Raw genomic sequence first — 15,964 nt, 5'->3', positions numbered from 1 at the left:
GATGGGACGCATCATTTGCTGCGGTCTCGGCCCAGGCGATCCGGATCTGATGAGCGTGCGCGCCGACCGGATCGTGCGTGCGGCCAAGCATGTCGCCCATTTTCGCAAGAAGGGGCAGCTCGGACAGGCGCGCCGCATCGTCGAAGGCATGCTCGCGGATGGCGTCAGCGAATATCCGATGGAGTACCCGGTCACCACGGAGATTGCGTTCGACAATCCCGAATACGCGCGGCTACTGGCCGATTTCTACGATGCATGGGCGGAGCGGCTGGCGCGGCTTGCGCGCGAGATCGACGTCGTCGTGCTCTGCGAAGGCGATCCCTATTTCTATGGCTCCTTCATGCATCTTCACGCGCGCTTGCAGGGCCGGGTCGAGATCGAGGTGATCGCCGGCATTCCAGGCATGGTCGGCTGCTGGAATGCGGTCGGCGAGCCGATCGCGCTGGCCGACGATGTCACCACCGTCCTGATGGGCACGCTGCCGGAGCCTGAACTCGTGCAGCGGATGCGCAGTTCCGACGCGCTGGTCGTGATGAAGACCGGCCGCAATCTTCCGAAGATCCGCCGCGCGCTCGTGTCCGCGGGTCGTCTCGACGATGCGTGGCTGGTCGAGCGCGGCACCATGCCGGATCAAAGGGTCACCCGGCTCGCGGATCTCGCCGAGGCCGACTGTCCGTATTTTGCGATCGTGCTGGTGCACGGGCAGGGGCGGCGCCGGGAGGCGGCGCCATGACCGGCACGCTCACCATCGCGGGCCTTGGGCCGGGCGACGAGGCGCTGATCACGCCGGAAGTCTCCGCTGCGCTCGCGGCGGCGACCGACATCATCGGCTATGCATCCTATGTTTCGCGCGTGCCGCCACGCGCCGGCCTGACGCTGCACCCGTCCGACAATCGTGTGGAATTGCAGCGCGCCGGCGAGGCGCTGCGGCTCGCGTCCGAGGGGCGACAGGTCGTCGTGGTGTCGTCGGGCGATCCCGGCGTGTTCGCGATGGCATCCGCCGTGTTCGAAGCGCTGGAGGACATGCCGCAATGGCATGACCTGCCGATTCGCGTGCTGCCTGGTGTCACCGCCATGCTGGCGGCGGCGGCGAGTGCGGGTGCACCGCTCGGCCATGATTTCTGTGCGATCAATCTGTCCGACAATCTCAAGCCGTGGTCGCTGGTCGAGAAGCGCCTGCGGCTCGCAGCCGAAGCAGATTTCGCGATCGCGATGTACAATCCGCGCTCGGCGAGCCGGCCGGAAGGCTTTAGCCGTGCGCTCGATATCTTGCGCGAAGCGGGCTGTGGCGACCGGATCGTGATTTTCGCGCGCGCCGTCTCTACATCAGACCAGCGAATCGAGACGGTCGAACTGCGCGACGCCCGGCCCGAGATGGCCGACATGCGGACGCTCGTGATCGTCGGCAACTCGGCGACGCGGCGGGTCGGCCGCTGGGTCTATGCGCCGAGGCAGGTCCGATGACCGAGCCATTCCATCACGTCGCCGACACTTTCCACCCGCGGCCTCTCGGGCAGCAGCGGCCGCGTGATCATGATGACGGGAAGGCCAAGCGCGCGGGCAGCGTCGATCTTGGCGCGCGCGCCGGTTCCGCCGGAGTTGCGGGCGACGATCCACGCGATGCGACGTGCGCGCATCATCTCGAGCTCGGCCTCGAGTGTGAACGGTCCGCGCGAGACGATGACGTCTGCATCGGGCAATGGCAGCGTTTCGCCGGGCGGGTCGACGAAACGCAACGTGTAGGCATGCTGCGGCCGGGCGACGAAGGGCGCGATGTGCTGGCGGCCGATCGCGAGGAACACATTGGCGCGGCCGTCCGGCAACGCCGCGGCCGCGGCTACGACGTCCGCGACCTCGATCCAATGATCGCCGGAGGTTTTATCCCACGGCGCGCGTTCGAGCGCGAGCAGCGGCGTTGTGGTTTGCGCGCAGGCGGCGATCGCGTTGCGGCTCATCTCGGCCGCGAACGGATGCGTCGCATCGATCACATGCGTGATGCCTTCGCCCCGCAGATAGTCTGCAAGACCGCTGATGCCGCCGAAGCCGCCGATCCGGGTCGGCAGAGGTTGTTCGGCAGGGGCGGCGGTGCGGCCGCCATAGGAATAGACGGCGTCGATCCCGGCGCGCGCGATCGCAGCGGCAAGCAAATTGGCGTCGGCCGTTCCGCCCAGGATCAGGGCGCGTATCATGGGTAATCCCTGGTTGACCATCATCGGCATCGGCGAAGATGGCCTTGCGGGGCTGTCGGACGCAAGCCGAAAGGCGCTTGGTGAAGCCGAAACAGTTTTCGGCGGGGAACGGCACCTTGCGCTGGCCGGCATCACCGACCGTGGCCGCGCGTGGCCGGTGCCGTTCGATGCGGAGATCGTGCTTGAATACCGCGGACGTCCGACCGTGGTGCTCGCCTCGGGCGATCCGTTCTGGCATGGCGTCGGTGGAACCCTTGTCGGGACATTGCGGACAGGCGAATGGATTGCGCATTCCGCGCCATCGACGTTCTCGCTGGCCGCGGCACGGTTGGGTTGGCGGCTCGAGAATGTCGTCTGCCTCGGCCTTCATGCCGCGCCGTTCGAACGGCTGTTGCCGCATCTTTCGCGCGATGCACGGATCATCTGTCTGGTGCGTGACGGTAGAGCGGCTTCCGATCTCGCGCGCTGGCTCGCGGACCATGGCTGGGGATCGTCAGCGATGTGGACGCTGTCCGCGCTGGGCGGCCCGCGTGAATCCATCACGCAGCATTGTGCTGGCTCGTATGCGGGCGATTCGGGCGACAGCCTGGTCGCGGTCGCGCTGGAGGCGAGGGGAGCGCAAGGACTCGCACGCAGCTCGGGTCTTCCCGACGCACTGTTTGTGCATGACGGGCAACTCACAAAGCGACCGGTCCGCGCGCTTGCGCTGTCGGCGCTTTCGCCGCGGCCCGGTGAGCGACTGTGGGATATCGGCGCCGGCTCCGGCTCGATCTCGATCGAATGGGCGCTCTGCGGCGGCACGGCGGTCGCTATCGAGGCGCGCGGCGAACGCGTCGCCAACATCCGCAGCAATGCCGCGAGCTTCGGCCTGAGCCACCGGATCACAATCGTCGAAGGCGAGGCGCTCGGCATCCTGTCGGACCTCGAAGCGCCCGATGCCGTGTTCATCGGTGGCGGCCTCGATGCCGATATGTTCGATGCGATCTGGTCGCGCATCGCTCCGGGCACGCGGCTGGTTGCGCATGCGGTGACGCTGGAAACCGAGGCGCTGCTCTCCGGCCTGCACCAGCGCCGTGGCGGCGAACTGATGCGCGTCGAGATCGCGCAGGCCGAGCCGCTTGGCCGCTTTCGTTCCTGGAAGGCCGCGCGGCCGATCGTGCAATGGAGCGCGATCAGATGAAGGTCGCCGGTCTGGGATTCAGGCGCGATGCCAGTGTCGCGTCCTTGCGCGAAGCGCTCAATGCCGCCGGCGGCTCCGAAGGCCTTGCGGCGGTTGCCACGGTGAGTGACAAGGCGGATGCGGCAGCATTGAGAGCGCTGGCACAGGAATTGGGGTTGCCGATCCGCGGGATTCCCGCCGAGATGTTGGCGGAGATCGAAACGATGACGCAGTCAGAACAGATCGCTGTCAGGTTCGGCACGGGCTCCGTCGCTGAAGCCGCGGCGCTCGCGGCAGTGGGACGAGGTGCACGCCTGACTTCAGCTCGACGCGTCTCGCAGGATCGGATGGCCACCGCAGCGATCGCGGAAGGAGACGGCGAATGACGGTGCATTTCATCGGCGCAGGGCCAGGCGCCGCCGATCTTCTGACCTTGCGCGGACGCGATCTGATCGCCTCGTGCCCGGTCTGTCTCTACGCCGGATCGCTGGTGCCTTCAGGCGTTCTGGCGCATTGCCCGAAGGATGCGCGCATCGTCAACACTGCGCCGCTGTCGCTCGACGACATCATCGCCGAGATCGCCGCAGCGCATGCCGAGGGCAAGGACGTCGCGCGGCTGCATTCGGGCGATCTCTCGATCTGGTCGGCGATGGGCGAACAGCTGCGCCGGTTGCGTGCGTTGAATATTCCGTATTCGGTGACGCCCGGCGTGCCGGCGTTCTCGGCGGCTGCGGCGGCACTGGAGGCCGAGCTCACGCTGCCTGGCCTTGCGCAATCCGTGGTGCTGACGCGCACGCCGGGCAGGGCGAGCGCGATGCCTGATGGTGAGACGCTCGCGGCGTTTGCTGCGACCGGTGCGGTGCTCGCGATCCACCTCTCGATCCATCTGCTCGACAAGGTCATCGCCGAGCTGACGCCGCACTATGGCGCGGACTGTCCGGTGGCGATCGTCTGGCGCGCGAGCTGGCCGGACCAGCGGATCGTGCGGGCCACGCTCGCGGCGCTCGATGCGGCAATCGGCCCCGAACTGGAGCGCACCGCGCTGATCTTGGTCGGCAAGACGCTCGGGTCGGGCGACTTCGCAGAGAGCCGTCTCTATGCCGCCGACTATGACCGCCGCTACCGCCCGGTCGGTGCCGCGCCGCGCTTTCCGGAATCAACGCCGGAATCATCGCAATGACCGCGGGGCTCGTGATCTCGGCACCGGCGTCGGGCGTCGGCAAGACGACGCTGACCCTGGCGTTGGCGCGCGCCTATCGCAGTCGCGGGTTGAAGGTGCAATGCCTGAAGAGCGGGCCCGACTATATCGATCCCGCCTTTCATGCGGTGGCGACCGGACGCGCTTCCGTCAACGTCGATAGCTGGGCGATGGCATCAGATGCGATCGCATCTCTGGCAGGCCGCGGCGCGGATGCCGATCTCGTGCTGGCCGAAGGCTCCATGGGATTGTTCGACGGCGTCGCGGCGCGCGGCGTCTCAGGCACCGGAGCCACTGCCGACATCGCCGAGATGATGGGATGGCCGGTGCTGCTGGTGATCGACCCCTCCGGCCAGGCCCAGACCGCGGCGGCGATCGCGGCGGGGTTGCGCGATTTCCGCGCTGGCGTGCGGCTTGCCGGTGTCGTTCTCAACCGCGTCGCCAGCGCGCGGCACGAAGCGCTGGTGCGCGATGCCATGACAGGGGCGGGCATTCCGGTGCTGGGTGCGCTGCCGCGCCACGCCGAGATCGCCTTGCCGAAGCGTCATCTCGGCCTGGTGCAGGCCGAAGAGCAGGCTCAGATTGACGGTCTGATCGACGAGGCCGCGCGCTTCGTCGTCGCGCATGTCGATCTCGATGCCGTGCTGCAATCGGCGCGCGCTTGGTCGCCGCAATCGGCCGCGCGCGGCCCGAACGTCACGCCGCCTGGCCGGCGCATTGCGCTGGCGCGCGATGCCGCGTTCTCCTTCGTCTACCCGCATATGGTGGAAGCCTGGCGCGCGGCCGGCGCAGAGATCGTGACGTTCTCGCCGCTTGCCGACGAAGGCCCCGATGTGGATGCCGATGTGTGCTGGCTGCCTGGTGGCTACCCTGAACTGCATGCCGGCCGTCTTGCCGCCAACAGGCGATTCCTCGGCGGGTTGCGCGCCTTCGCCGAGATGAAGCCGGTGCATGGCGAGTGCGGCGGCTACATGGTGCTTGGCGCCGCACTCACCGATGCCGAAGGCGCGCGCCACGAGATGGCGGGGCTGCTCGGCCTCGAGACGAGCTATGCCAAGCGTCGCATGCATCTGGGCTACCGGCTCGCCGAGCTTGCCGCGCCGATGCCGGGGCACGGTCCAGGCGTGCGCCTGCGCGGTCACGAATTTCATTACTCGACGATCATCGCGCAGCCGGACACGCCGCTTGCGGTGGTGCGCGATGCGACCGGCGCGATCGTTGCGGAAACCGGATCGCGGCGAGGTAACGCAACGGGGACATTCTTCCATCTGATTGCGGAGGACCGATGAACGGGTTCGTCTCCTTCGTCTCGGCCGGTCCCGGCGATCCCGACCTCCTGACCATGAAGGGAGCCGCGCGGCTGCGCGAGGCCGACGTGGTGCTGTACGACGATCTCGCCTCGGGCGCGATCCTCGATCTCGCGCGCTCCGGCGCCAACCTTGTCGCGGTCGGCAAACGCGCCGGCCGTCTCTCGACGAAGCAGCATCATGTCAGCCGGCTGCTGGTTGACTACGCGGCGGCGGGCGTGCGGGTGGTGCGGCTGAAATCCGGCGACGCCGGCATCTTTGGGCGCCTCGAAGAGGAGATCGAGGCCCTGCGCAACGCAGGCATCGGCTACGAGATCATTCCCGGCGTGACCTCGGCTTCGGTTGCCGCCGCGCAGGCCGGCATTCCGCTGACGCGACGGCTGACCTCGCGCCGGGTGCAGTTTGTCACCGGCGCCGATGTCACCGGCGGGTTGCCCGCGGATCTGAATTGGGCGGCGCTGGCCGACCCGGAAGCGACCACGGTGGTCTATATGGGCCGACGCACGTTCCCGGCTCTGGCCGCAGGACTGATCGCGCATGGTCTCGCCCCCGACACGCCGGCGCTGCTGGCGGAGTCCCTCGGCCATGCCGACGAGCAGCTTCATCGGACCACGATCGCGGGGCTGGCCGAACAGCTCGCGCATGCCGGCGCAGCGACGGCGGCTTCCATTATTCTGTTCGGCGCGCTGGCACCGGAAGAAAAGTGATGCGGCCATGTTGACGCTGACCCTGATCGGTATCGGATGTGGCGATCCGCAGCATCTCACCCTCGCTGCGATCGACGCGATCAACGCTGCCGATTTGATCCTGATCCCGCGCAAGGGCACCGCGAAGTCCGATCTCGCCGAGCTGCGCCGAACGATCTGCGCGCAAGCGTTGAGCAACGATCGCACGCGCATTGCCGAGTTCGACCTGCCGGTACGTGACGCCGGCGAGGAGGACTATCGCAAGGGCGTGGACGATTGGCACGATGCGATTGCCGCGACCTGGTCGCAGGAAATCGCGCGGCATCTCGGCGGCGAGGGGCGCGTCGCCTTGCTGATCTGGGGGGATCCCTCGCTCTACGATTCAAGCCTGCGGATTGCGCAACGGCTCGATCCGTTGCCGTCGATCGAAACGATCCCGGGCATCACGTCGATCCAGGCGCTGTGCGCGGCGCACGCGCTGCCGCTCAACGAGATCGGCGAGCCGTTCATGGTCACGACGGGCCGGCGGCTGCGCGAGGGCGGCTGGCCGGCCGGTGTCGACACCGTCGTCGTGATGCTCGACGGCGGCGCCGCCTTCCAGACGCTCGATCCTGCCGGCATAAGGATCTGGTGGGGCGCCTATCTTGGCATGCCCGATCAGATCATTATGGCGGGGGAGCTCGCGGAGACAGGCCCGCGCATCGTCGCCATTCGCCGGGATGCGCGCGAACAGCACGGCTGGATCATGGACAGCTATGTCTTGAAGCGGAGGTCGTGATCCGGAGATTGCCTGCAGCGGGCGCTGCCAGAGCATGATCCGGAAAAGTGCGAAGCGGTTTTCCGAAAAGATCATGCGCAAACAAAAGGCTAAAGCGCGATGACGATTCAACCCAATCTCATCGCGCTTTAGGTTTTCAACCCGCGAATCGAGGGCTGGATGGTCAGGCGGTAGGCGACGAGCTTGTCACCGTCAAACTGCTCGAGTGTCGTCTCGCAGACCGGGCAGCGATACTCGCCCTTGCTTGCTGATCCGGTTGCCAGCTCAAGGCGTCGGAATCCGGCCCCGCAGCGCGGACACGTGACGTCGTCCTTCTTCATCAACTCACCCCAGAACAACACCGGCGGTCCTTCTTTAGCGCAGACTGCGCGGCGGAACTATGTTCACGAGCAGAGAACTACGGATCATTCCTGCATGGGAATAAACGATGCGTCCGCGTCGAGCGGGAGGCCGCGCGAGTGAACGCGCTGAACGGGTGGTCGATTTCAAGGCATTCCGCAAATTCGGCAATGGGTTACGGCGCGGCCTTAAAGGGCGATAGGCGATCGGATTTGCGCGGCGATACTAGTTGTCATGTTGCGGCGCTCGAGGCAGATGTTGCGTCTGCTCAATCGCTCGGTAACGCGAAATCGCCGGCGAACGCAGGGTTCGCCGGCGATCCATCGCCGTCAGCGGATGCCACCTATTGCCGCGTCAGGCGAACCACGTCCTGCCTCAGCAAATAGAGCGAGACCGCGAGCAGAACGACGTCCTTCATCAGGAAGGGCACGTTGCCCGTCATCGCGGGGAAGCCGCCCGCGGCAACATCCCAGCCGTCCGGCATGAATGGGATGATGGTGACCGTCGCGATGAACGTGCCGGTCGAGCCGAGCGCGCCGAGAATGCCGAGCCGCTTATCCCAGAAGCCTGCCAGAAGCAGCGAGCCGAACGTCCATTCCGATGCGCCGAGGAAATAGCTGGCGCCGGCGTGGCCGAAGACCGGGTATAGCCACCAGATCAGCGGCCCGTTGCTGATGAACGGGACCAGCCGTTCGAATTCGTACGGAAACCATTTCTGGTAACCGAAGAACAGGAACATGATGACCATCGCGGCCCGAACGACGTGGTAGTCGAGATCCTCCGCGAGCAGGCCGGACCTGTAGAGCGCGCGGACAAGCGGATTTTGCGTGGTGATGGAAAGCGTGGTCATGGTCGTGACCCTTTCGTTTGACATCGCCCGCCGCTTCACGCGACTGCAGGGAAGTCGATGTCGGTGTCGTTGATGCGGTTGAAGACGTTGGTGAAGACGATGGTTGCAAACGCCAGGCTGATCTCGACCAGCTGCGCATCGCTGTAGCCGGCGGCCTTGATCGCGGCGAAATCCTCGTCGCTGACGGTGCCGCTCGACTGCGCGAGCTTGCGAACGAAATCGATCAGCACATCGTAGTTGGCATCGCCGGTCGGCTCGCCGTCGCGGATCTGCTTCAGCGCGTCGGCCTTCACGCCGGCGAGCTTGGCGAGGTGAGAATGCGCGGCGACACAGTAGTCGCAACCGCCGGCAGCGCTGACCACGATCTTGATGATCTCCCGATCACGCTTGGACAGGCTGCCGCCGGCGAGCACCGCATCGGCGGCGACCATCGCCTTGAGCGCGGCCGGGCCGTGGGCGGCGATGGCTGCATAGGCATTCGGGACGCTGCCGGCCGCCTTCTTGATCTGGGCGTAGATCTGGCCCGACGGGCCGGTGTCGGTTTCGAGATTGGGGACTGAAAGACGGGACATGGTGGCACTCCTTGTTGGGGTTGGTGAACGATTGCGGAGTGGACAATAGGAGCGGGCTCTGAGACATTGAATGTTCATATATCTCGATTATATGCTCGATCGTCTCATGAAGCCCCTTGAGGGAGGATCGGCCATGGATTGGCTCAGCCGGCTGTTCGAGATGATGCCGGTGCGCGGGCGGCTCGATATTCGCTGCAGCTACAGCGTCCCCTGGCGTATCGAGCAGGGTCCAGGCGCGACCAACGAGATTCCCTATCATGCGGTGCTGGCCGGCTCGGCGATCCTGGACGATCCCGCGGATGGTCGGCCGCTGCTGCTGAAGACCGGCGACATTCTTCTGCTGCCGGGCAACCCGCGACACGTGATGCATGACGGCAGCGGAGCGGCACCGCTGTCGCCGCGTAACCGGGCGGCGCAGAATTTCACGATCAGCGAAAACCTGGGTTCGGACGAACGGCTCGACCTGCTGTGCGGACACTTCGCGATTGCACCTCCGCACGACCGTCTCTTGAGCAGCTATCTGCCGCCGCGTCTTGTCGTGCACGCCGGTCCGCGGATCGGAAAGGGGACAGCCGCACAGCTCGCCGTACTTGTGTCGCTCATGCGCGGCGAAACCGCGGACGATCATCTCGGGGGGCGCGCCATGCTCAACGCGCTGTCCACGGCGATGTTTGCGCTGGTACTGCGGCTCGCGAGCGAGAGCGACGCCACGTCACGCGGTCTGCTTGCGCTGGCCGGTGATCCTCGCCTTGCGCCGGCGGTGGCCGCCATGTTCAACGAGCCCGCGCGCGCATGGTCGCTGCCGGAGCTCGCGCGTCTGTGCAACATGTCGCGCGCTACGCTGGCCCGGCAGTTCCAGGACAAGCTCGGGCGATCGGCCAGCGATCTGCTCACCGATATAAGGATGACGCTTGCGGCGAACGAGTTGCGGAGTTCATCGCTTTCGACCGGCGCGGTTGCCGAGACCGTCGGTTACCAGTCCGAGGCCGCCTTTCAGCGGGCGTTCAAGAGCCACATGGGCGTAACCCCGGCGCAGTGGCGAAAAGCGCAGCCGCCGGAGCAGGACGTGTCGTTGGAGCCTGCCCGCACCAATTGATCCGGACGCTACGACTTGCGATGCCTGGCGTTGACCGCGATCGCGGCGGCGGCGGTGCGGTTCTCGACGCCGAGCTTGGCGTAGATCTGCTCGAGATGCTTGTCGACGGTGCGCGGACTGAGTCCGAGGATCTGCGCAATGTCGCGGTTGGTCTTGCCCTTGGAGAGCCAGGACAGCACCTCGCCCTCACGGGTGGTCAGGCCGAGCTCGCTGGAGAACTCGGCCGGCATGTCGCCGCTGGTGTCCTTGGCGAGCCGCAGCAGGAATTCGTTCGGACCAAGCTTGCCCATATACTGCAGCCGCAGCTGCTCATTGCCGGGGAATGACGCCACCGTCGCGGTCTTCTTTCCCGCCGCACCTTTCTGCGCCTGTTCGAGCCATTGCGGCATCGGCTCCGGCAGCACGAAGTTGTCAGCGGTATCGGCGAGGGTGTCCGACAGCAGGCGCTGTGCCTGCGGCGTCGCCCACAACAGCGCGCCTGCGCTGTTGACCGCGAGCAGATAGCGGCCGGAAACGTCGAGCGCGGCACGGGCGCTCTGCGTCATCCGCGCATTGGCGAGATGGACCCGGATCCGCGCCAGCATCTCCTCGACCACGATCGGCTTGGTCACATAGTCGACGCCGCCGGCCTCCAGCCCACGCACGATGTGCTCGGTCTCAGCCAGCCCCGTCATGAAGATGATCGGCACGCCGTCGAACCCGGCATCGCGCTTCAGCCGCTTGCAGGTCTCGAAGCCGTCCATGCCGGGCATCACGGCGTCGAGCAGCACGATATCGGGCGTGATCTGGTCGACGATGCGCATCGCGGAGGCGCCGTCGAGCGCGACCATCACGGTCATCCCGGCGCCGTCGAGCGCGTCGGTGAGCAGGCGCAACGTCTCCGGCGAGTCGTCGACGACGAGCGCGACATCGCGCTTTCTCTGTTCAATGGTCATAGCTGTGCAATGTCTTCAACGTCGCCATATATTGATCGAGATCGAACCGGTCGATCAGCGCGCGCATCTGGCCGACGAAATCGGCATGTTCGGGATGTTCGTTGCCGATCTCGTCGAGCTTGAGCTGGATCGCCCTGATATAGCCGAGCTGGCCGAGGCTGATCAGCTCTTCGACATGTTTCACCGGCGGTCGCGAGCCGCTGTCAGGCTTCCATTGCGGAGGCGGCGGCGCCTGCTCGGCCTCATACTGCCACTCGATCTTGAGCAATCGGCGGATGGTCTCCAGCAGCCGCGGGATGTCGATCGGCTTCATCAAATAGCCGTCGTGGAAGGGTTGCGCCAGCGGTGCACCGTGGGCCTCCAGCGCGCTTGCCGAGATCATCAGGATTCGCGCCTGGTGATGGCCTTCGGAGCGCAGGGTTTCGGCGACCGTCCAGCCGTCCATACCCGCCATCGAGATGTCGAGCAGGAACATGTCCGGCCGGCAATGCTGCGCCAGCGCGAGGCAACCCGGTCCGTCAGGCGCGCTGAGCAGGATGAAGCCGAGCGGCGCCAGGATCTCGCGCAAGAGGTCGCGGTGGGTCGGGTCGTCGTCGGTGATCAGGATCGTCTTGCGGGGGCCGTGATAGCCGTACACGGGAGCGTCGACCGGCGCATCGCGGCGCGGATTGGTGACTTCGGACAGCAGCAGCTTGACCTTGAAGGTGCTGCCGGTGCCGACCGTGCTCAACACCTTGATGTCGCCGCCCATCACGCCCGCGAGCAGGCGGCTGATGGTGAGGCCAAGCCCGGTGCCGGTTTGCGGCTGGGTGACGCCGAGCGCGCCGCGCTCGAACGGGGCGAAGATCCGCTCGAGATCGTCCGGCTGGATGCCGGGTCCGGTATCGATCACCTCGAACTCGGCGACCGGGCTGCGGTAATGCACCACGAACTGCACCTGGCCTAATTGGGTGAACTTGATCGCATTCGAGAGCAGGTTGATCAGAATCTGCCGCAGCCGTTTCTCATCGGCATAGACCACGACCGGCAGCACGGCTGGCCGCTTGAACACGAAGTCGATGCCCTTGGCTGCGGCCTGCAGGCGGAACATGCCGACCAACTGCTCCAGGAAGTCGTTCAGCCGCACCTCGTCGCGCGACAGATAGAGGCGGCCGGCCTCGATCTTGGAGATATCGAGGATGCCGTCGATCAGCCCCGAGAGATGGTCGGCGCTGCGCCGGACCACGCGCACCTGCTCGCGCGGGCGCACCTGCAGGCTATCGTCCTGCTCCAGCAGTTGCGCGTAGCCGGAGATCGCATTCAGCGGCGAGCGAAGCTCGTGGCTGAGGCCGACCACGTAACGGCTCTTGGCGAGATTGGCGGACTCCGCCACCTCCTTGGCGCGCTGCAGTTCGGCATCGGTGCGCTTGTGGGCGTCGATCTCCTGGATCAGCAGCGTGGTCTGCCGGCGGGTTTCGTCTTCGGCGGCGCGCCGGCTCTGCTGCGCCAGCACGAACAGCCAGGCGACGACGCCGATGATGAGGGTCAGCGCAAAGAACACCTTCCACAGCACGTCGGCCAATAATTCGTTGGCGTTCACAGCCGCGGTGGTTTGCAGGTAGATCAGGCCGAGCACCAGCGCCACCAGGCCGGCCGAGACCGCGAACACGCCGAGGTAATGGCCGAGCTGCGAATTGATGCGGGCGTAGATCGGCTCTGGCATCACCTTGCCCAGCGCGTCCGAGACCTGCGCGCCGATCCGGCCATGCGGCTTGCAGAGGTCGTGGCAGCGAGCATCAAGCGAGCAGCACAGGGAGCAGATCGGGCCGGCATAGGCCGGGCAGGCGGCCATGTCCTCGGGCTCGAACGCATGCTCGCAGATACAGCACTGGATCGATTCAATGTTCTGCCAGCTTCGTTTCGGCTTGCGGGCGATGTAGTACTTGCCGTCGGTCGCCCAGGCAATCAGCGGCGCCGCGATGAACGCGACCGCGAGCGCGACGAAGGCGGAGAGCGCCTTTGCGGTGGGCCCGAACAGGCCGTAGAACGCGCTGATCGAGACCACGGTCGCGATCGTCATGGCACCGACGCCGACCGGATTGATGTCGCAGAGATGGGCGCGCTTGAACTCGATATGCTGCGGCCGCAGGCCGAGCGGCTTGTTGATGACGAGATCGGCGACCAGCGCGCCGACCCAGGCGATCGCGACGTTGGAGTAGAGCGCCAGCGTCTGCTCCAGCGCCTTGTAGACGCCGATCTCCATCAGCAGCAGCGCGACCACGACGTTGAACACCAGCCACACCACGCGGCCGGGATGCGAGTGGGTGAGGCGGGAGAAGAAGTTCGACCAGGCGATCGAGCCGGCATAGGCGTTGGTGACGTTGATCTTGACCTGCGACAGGATCACGAACGTCCCGGTCAGCGCCATCGCGAGGTCCGGCTGTGACAGCACGTAACGGAAGGCCTCGAGATACATGTTGGCGGGCTCGGCCGCATGTTCGGCCGAGACGCCGTGGCTGAGCGCGAAAAAGGCCAGGAACGAGCCGGCCAGCAGCTTGAGCGCGCCGAGCACGATCCAGCCGGGACCGGCGGAGAGCAGCGCGATCCACCAGGCCTTGCGCGAGGTGCGGCGATCGCGCGGCAGGAAGCGCAGGAAGTCGACCTGCTCGCCGATCTGCGCCACCAGCGCGAACACGACGGAGGCCGCGGTGCCGAACAGCAGCAGGTCGAGATTCCCTGCGGGATCGCCGTGCTCGCCGGCGAATTTGCGCCATTCGGTGAAGGAATGCGGATTGGCCCAGGCGATCGCCGCGAACGGCATGATGTGGAGGATGATCCACAGCGGCTGGGTCCAGAGCTGGAAGCGGCTGATCAGCGTGATGCCGTAGATGACCAGCGGAATGATCACGACCGCGCTGATCAGATACCCGATCGGCCGCGGAATGCCGAAGCACATGTCGAGCGCGCTGGCCAGGATCACCGCCTCGATCGCGAAGAAGATGAAGGTGAAGGAGGCGTAGATCAGCGAGGTGATGGTCGAGCCGATATAGCCGAACCCGGCGCCGCGGGTCAGCAGGTCGATGTCGATGCCGCTTTTCGCGGCATGGTAGGCGATCGGCAGCCCGCACAGGAAGATGATGACACTGACGACCAGGATCGCCGCGGAGGCGTTGATCGCGCCATAGTTCAGCGTGATGGTGCCGCCAATCGCCTCCAGCGCGAGGAAGGAGATCGCGCCAAGGGCAGTATTGGCGACGCGGGCGGCGGACCAGCGCCGCGCGCTCTTGGCGGTGAAGCGCAGCGCGTAGTCTTCCAGCGTCTGGTTGGCGACCCATTGATTGTATTGGCGCCTGACGCGGTCTATCCGCTGCCGCCCTGCCACTCGTTCTTACTCCTGGTCCACGATGCGCTGATCGCGGGCAAATCCCGTACCAAAAACCTACGTCGCTATTTTGCGGTGCAGTATACGCGATCTCACGTATCAGTGCGGTGCACAAAAGTAAGCAATCCTCGCCTCATCAATCAGCGTTCTCGAACCAGATGGGGTGCTCATGTCAGACGAAACCAAACCAGGCTTGAAGTCTCCGCTCCGGCGCAAGCTCTTGATGGGAATGGCGGCATTGCCGGCCGTCTCGATGCTGGGACGCCCGGCCTTTGCCGACGTTCCTGCAACCTCCGCGGTCAACACCACGGGGCTTGCAGTCACCGATAGCGAAGTCACCGTCGGCATCCTGCATTCCGTCACCGGCACCATGGCGATCTCCGAGACCGGGTCGGTCGAGGCCGAGAAGCTCGCGATCGAGCAGATCAACGCCGCCGGCGGCGTGCTCGGCCGCAAGATCAAGTTCATCCAGGAAGACGGCGCCAGCGACTGGCCGACCTTCGCGGAAAAGGCGAAGAAGCTCCTGGTCAACGACAAATGCGCGGCCGTGATGGGCTGCTGGACCTCGGCCTCGCGCAAGGCGGTGCTGCCGGTGTTCGAGCAGTACAACGGCATGCTGTACTACCCGACCTTCTATGAAGGCCTCGAGCAATCCAAGAACGTGATCTACACCGGCCAGGAGGCGACGCAGCAGATCATCGCCGGCCTCGACTGGGTCAACAAGACCAAGGGCGCCAAGAGCTTCTATCTGCTCGGCTCGGACTACATCTGGCCGCGCACTTCGAACAAGATCGCGCGCAAGCACATCGAGAACCACCTGCAGGGCTGCAAGGTGGTCGGCGAGGAATACTTCCCGCTCGGCTCGACCCAGTTCAACTCTGTCATCAACAAGATCAAGCTGACCAAGCCGGACGTGATCTACGCGATCATCGTCGGCGGCTCGAATGTCGCGTTCTACAAGCAGCTCAAGGCGGCCGGCATCGACCTGTCCAAGCAGACGCTGCTGACCATCTCGGTGACTGAAGACGAGATCGACGGCATCGGCGGTGAAAACATCGCGGGCGCCTATGCCTGCATGAAGTACTTCCAGTCGCTCGACAATCCGAACAACAAGGCCTTCGTGCCCGCATTCAAGAAGATGTGGGGCGAGAAGACCGTGATCGGCGACGTGACGCAGGCTGCCTATCTCGGCCCGTGGCTGTGGAAATTGACGGTGGAGAAGGCGCAGAGCTTCGACATCGACAAGATCGCGGCGGCATCTCCCGGCGTCGAGTTCAAGGGCGCGCCGGAAGGCTACGTCCGGATCCACGAAAACCATCATCTCTGGTCGAAGACCCGCGTCGGTCGCGCCAAGGCCGATGGCCAGTATGAGCTGATCTACGAGACCGCCGATCTCGTCGAGCCGGATCCGTTCCCCAAGGGCTACCAGTGAGGCTGCGCGTTTAGAGCGCAATTTCACCTCAACGCATCGCGGCGTGGACGTTAACGCCCACG

At 65.6% G+C, this 15,964-nt stretch carries 16 protein-coding genes; 10 read left to right on the top strand and 6 right to left on the bottom strand.

Features of this window, described 5'->3' with window-relative positions:
* The first annotated feature begins 1 nt into the window (after position 1).
* Entirely contained in the window at positions 2-733 is a 732-nt protein-coding gene (locus QMZ05_RS15670) for a precorrin-2 C(20)-methyltransferase (protein WP_353701567.1), read from the top strand.
* Complete coding sequence (cobJ, locus tag QMZ05_RS15665; protein WP_353701566.1) at positions 730-1,464, top strand: precorrin-3B C(17)-methyltransferase; 735 nt, start codon at positions 730-732, stop codon at positions 1,462-1,464. Before QMZ05_RS15670 ends, cobJ begins: the two co-directional genes overlap by 4 nt.
* Here cobJ and QMZ05_RS15660 read toward each other — a convergent pair.
* Positions 1,440-2,189, bottom strand: a complete 750-nt coding sequence (locus QMZ05_RS15660; protein WP_353701565.1) for a cobalt-precorrin-6A reductase — start codon at positions 2,187-2,189, stop codon at positions 1,440-1,442. The two genes, cobJ and QMZ05_RS15660, sit on opposite strands and share 25 nt — an antisense overlap.
* Between QMZ05_RS15660 and cbiE the strand changes: the two genes are divergently transcribed.
* The 6 genes from cbiE to cobF are packed head-to-tail and all read left to right on the top strand — an operon-like array spanning position 2,188 to position 7,317.
* Entirely contained in the window at positions 2,188-3,369 is a 1,182-nt protein-coding gene (gene cbiE, locus QMZ05_RS15655; RefSeq protein ID WP_353701564.1) for a precorrin-6y C5,15-methyltransferase (decarboxylating) subunit CbiE, read from the top strand. The two genes, QMZ05_RS15660 and cbiE, sit on opposite strands and share 2 nt — an antisense overlap.
* Complete coding sequence (locus QMZ05_RS15650; RefSeq protein ID WP_353701596.1) at positions 3,366-3,734, top strand: cobalamin biosynthesis protein; 369 nt, start codon at positions 3,366-3,368, stop codon at positions 3,732-3,734. Before cbiE ends, QMZ05_RS15650 begins: the two co-directional genes overlap by 4 nt.
* Positions 3,731-4,528, top strand: a complete 798-nt coding sequence (cobM, locus tag QMZ05_RS15645) for a precorrin-4 C(11)-methyltransferase (protein WP_353701563.1) — start codon at positions 3,731-3,733, stop codon at positions 4,526-4,528. Before QMZ05_RS15650 ends, cobM begins: the two co-directional genes overlap by 4 nt.
* Positions 4,525-5,835: a cobyrinate a,c-diamide synthase gene (locus tag QMZ05_RS15640; protein ID WP_353701562.1), complete on the top strand. Its 1,311-nt coding sequence runs from the start codon at positions 4,525-4,527 to the stop codon at positions 5,833-5,835. Before cobM ends, QMZ05_RS15640 begins: the two co-directional genes overlap by 4 nt.
* On the top strand, positions 5,832-6,560 hold the full coding sequence (gene cobA / locus QMZ05_RS15635; RefSeq protein WP_353701561.1) for a uroporphyrinogen-III C-methyltransferase: 729 nt from the start codon (positions 5,832-5,834) through the stop codon (positions 6,558-6,560). Before QMZ05_RS15640 ends, cobA begins: the two co-directional genes overlap by 4 nt.
* Before the next feature lie 7 nt (positions 6,561-6,567).
* Positions 6,568-7,317, top strand: coding sequence for a precorrin-6A synthase (deacetylating) (gene cobF / locus QMZ05_RS15630; RefSeq protein ID WP_353701560.1), 750 nt, complete (start codon positions 6,568-6,570; stop codon positions 7,315-7,317).
* A 128-nt stretch (positions 7,318-7,445) separates the two neighbouring features.
* On the opposite strand, the gene QMZ05_RS15625 is transcribed toward cobF, so the two are convergent.
* From QMZ05_RS15625 to QMZ05_RS15615, 3 genes are all read right to left on the bottom strand, one after another.
* Complete coding sequence (locus QMZ05_RS15625; protein ID WP_353701559.1) at positions 7,446-7,637, bottom strand: hypothetical protein; 192 nt, start codon at positions 7,635-7,637, stop codon at positions 7,446-7,448.
* Between the two features lie 362 nt (positions 7,638-7,999).
* Positions 8,000-8,506: a DUF417 family protein gene (locus QMZ05_RS15620; RefSeq protein WP_353701558.1), complete on the bottom strand. Its 507-nt coding sequence runs from the start codon at positions 8,504-8,506 to the stop codon at positions 8,000-8,002.
* 35 nt (positions 8,507-8,541) lie between these two features.
* Positions 8,542-9,078, bottom strand: coding sequence for a peroxidase-related enzyme (locus tag QMZ05_RS15615; RefSeq protein ID WP_353701557.1), 537 nt, complete (start codon positions 9,076-9,078; stop codon positions 8,542-8,544).
* Between the two features lie 133 nt (positions 9,079-9,211).
* Here QMZ05_RS15615 and QMZ05_RS15610 point away from each other — a divergent pair, with 133 nt between their 5' ends.
* Positions 9,212-10,174, top strand: coding sequence for an AraC family transcriptional regulator (locus tag QMZ05_RS15610; RefSeq protein ID WP_353701556.1), 963 nt, complete (start codon positions 9,212-9,214; stop codon positions 10,172-10,174).
* 8 nt (positions 10,175-10,182) lie between these two features.
* On the opposite strand, the gene QMZ05_RS15605 is transcribed toward QMZ05_RS15610, so the two are convergent.
* Complete coding sequence (locus QMZ05_RS15605; RefSeq protein ID WP_353701555.1) at positions 10,183-11,109, bottom strand: response regulator; 927 nt, start codon at positions 11,107-11,109, stop codon at positions 10,183-10,185.
* Entirely contained in the window at positions 11,099-14,470 is a 3,372-nt protein-coding gene (locus tag QMZ05_RS15600) for an ATP-binding protein (protein ID WP_353701554.1), read from the bottom strand. Before QMZ05_RS15600 ends, QMZ05_RS15605 begins: the two co-directional genes overlap by 11 nt.
* Before the next feature lie 169 nt (positions 14,471-14,639).
* On the opposite strand from QMZ05_RS15600, the gene urtA reads away from it, so the two are divergent.
* Entirely contained in the window at positions 14,640-15,902 is a 1,263-nt protein-coding gene (gene urtA / locus QMZ05_RS15595; RefSeq protein ID WP_028331438.1) for an urea ABC transporter substrate-binding protein, read from the top strand.
* Positions 15,903-15,964: the final 62 nt, after the last annotated feature.

The sequence above is a fragment of the Bradyrhizobium sp. INPA03-11B genome, assembly GCF_040446015.1.
Lineage (GTDB): Bacteria > Pseudomonadota > Alphaproteobacteria > Rhizobiales > Xanthobacteraceae > Bradyrhizobium > Bradyrhizobium macuxiense_A.
Note: the sequence above shows the minus strand (reverse complement) of the source record. Positions and strands in the feature narration are given on the sequence as shown.

Excerpts from the sequence above, each read along its gene's own strand:
- urtA (WP_028331438.1), top strand. The coding sequence starts at position 14,640 with ATGTCAGACGAAACCAAACCAGGCTTGAAGTCTCCGCTCCGGCGCAAG.
- cobJ (WP_353701566.1), top strand. The coding sequence starts at position 730 with ATGACCGGCACGCTCACCATCGCGGGCCTTGGGCCGGGCGACGAGGCG.
- cobA (WP_353701561.1), top strand. The coding sequence starts at position 5,832 with ATGAACGGGTTCGTCTCCTTCGTCTCGGCCGGTCCCGGCGATCCCGAC.
- QMZ05_RS15650 (WP_353701596.1), top strand. The coding sequence starts at position 3,366 with ATGAAGGTCGCCGGTCTGGGATTCAGGCGCGATGCCAGTGTCGCGTCC.
- QMZ05_RS15625 (WP_353701559.1), bottom strand. The coding sequence starts at position 7,637 with ATGAAGAAGGACGACGTCACGTGTCCGCGCTGCGGGGCCGGATTCCGA.
- QMZ05_RS15610 (WP_353701556.1), top strand. The coding sequence starts at position 9,212 with ATGGATTGGCTCAGCCGGCTGTTCGAGATGATGCCGGTGCGCGGGCGG.
- QMZ05_RS15605 (WP_353701555.1), bottom strand. The coding sequence starts at position 11,109 with ATGACCATTGAACAGAGAAAGCGCGATGTCGCGCTCGTCGTCGACGAC.
- cobF (WP_353701560.1), top strand. The coding sequence starts at position 6,568 with ATGTTGACGCTGACCCTGATCGGTATCGGATGTGGCGATCCGCAGCAT.
- QMZ05_RS15640 (WP_353701562.1), top strand. The coding sequence starts at position 4,525 with ATGACCGCGGGGCTCGTGATCTCGGCACCGGCGTCGGGCGTCGGCAAG.
- QMZ05_RS15660 (WP_353701565.1), bottom strand. The coding sequence starts at position 2,189 with ATGATACGCGCCCTGATCCTGGGCGGAACGGCCGACGCCAATTTGCTT.
- cobM (WP_353701563.1), top strand. The coding sequence starts at position 3,731 with ATGACGGTGCATTTCATCGGCGCAGGGCCAGGCGCCGCCGATCTTCTG.
- QMZ05_RS15615 (WP_353701557.1), bottom strand. The coding sequence starts at position 9,078 with ATGTCCCGTCTTTCAGTCCCCAATCTCGAAACCGACACCGGCCCGTCG.
- QMZ05_RS15670 (WP_353701567.1), top strand. The coding sequence starts at position 2 with ATGGGACGCATCATTTGCTGCGGTCTCGGCCCAGGCGATCCGGATCTG.
- QMZ05_RS15620 (WP_353701558.1), bottom strand. The coding sequence starts at position 8,506 with ATGACCACGCTTTCCATCACCACGCAAAATCCGCTTGTCCGCGCGCTC.
- cbiE (WP_353701564.1), top strand. The coding sequence starts at position 2,188 with ATGGGTAATCCCTGGTTGACCATCATCGGCATCGGCGAAGATGGCCTT.